1 protein-coding gene is annotated in these 706 nt (G+C 64.0%); it reads left to right on the top strand.

What is annotated here, in order from left to right; all coding sequences use genetic code 11:
* The coding region (locus tag J5X75_RS43815) for an AAA family ATPase (protein ID WP_208473647.1) at positions 1-706 on the top strand (706 nt) is incomplete at both ends.

Raw genomic sequence — 706 nt, 5'->3', positions numbered from 1 at the left:
CTCGCCGAGTTCCTGTTCGGCTCCGAGGACGCGCTGATCCAGCTGGACATGTCCGAGTTCCACGACCGGTACACGGTGTCCCGCCTGGTCGGTGCGCCTCCCGGTTACGTGGGTTACGACGAGGGTGGCCAGCTGACCGAGAAGGTGCGGCGCAAGCCGTTCTCGGTGGTGCTGTTCGACGAGATCGAGAAGGCGCACCCGGATGTGTTCAACACGCTCCTGCAGATCCTGGAGGACGGTCGGCTGACCGACGGCCAGGGCCGGATCGTGGACTTCAAGAACACGGTCATCATCCTGACCACCAACCTCGGGACCCGGGATGTGGCGAAGGCGGTGTCGCTGGGCTTCCAGGCTTCGGAGGCCGAGGAGTCGTCGTACGAGCGGATGAAGATCAAGGTCAACGACGAGCTGAAGCAGCACTTCCGCCCGGAGTTCCTGAACCGTATCGATGACACGATCGTCTTCCGCCAGCTGCGGGAGAAGGAGATCCTGCAGATCGTCGACATCTTCACGGCGCGCATCGAGACGCAGCTCAGGAACAAGGACATGGGTCTGGAGCTGACCGACAACGCCAAGAAGTATCTGGCGGCCAAGGGCTTCGACCCGGTGCTCGGCGCCCGTCCGCTGCGCCGGACCATCCAGCGCGAGCTGGAGGACACGCTGTCCGAGCAGATCCTCTTCAACGAGCTGCGCCCCGGCCAGATCG

The organism is Actinoplanes flavus, from assembly GCF_017592555.1.
Lineage (GTDB): Bacteria > Actinomycetota > Actinomycetes > Mycobacteriales > Micromonosporaceae > Actinoplanes > Actinoplanes flavus.
Note: the sequence above shows the minus strand (reverse complement) of the source record. Positions and strands in the feature narration are given on the sequence as shown.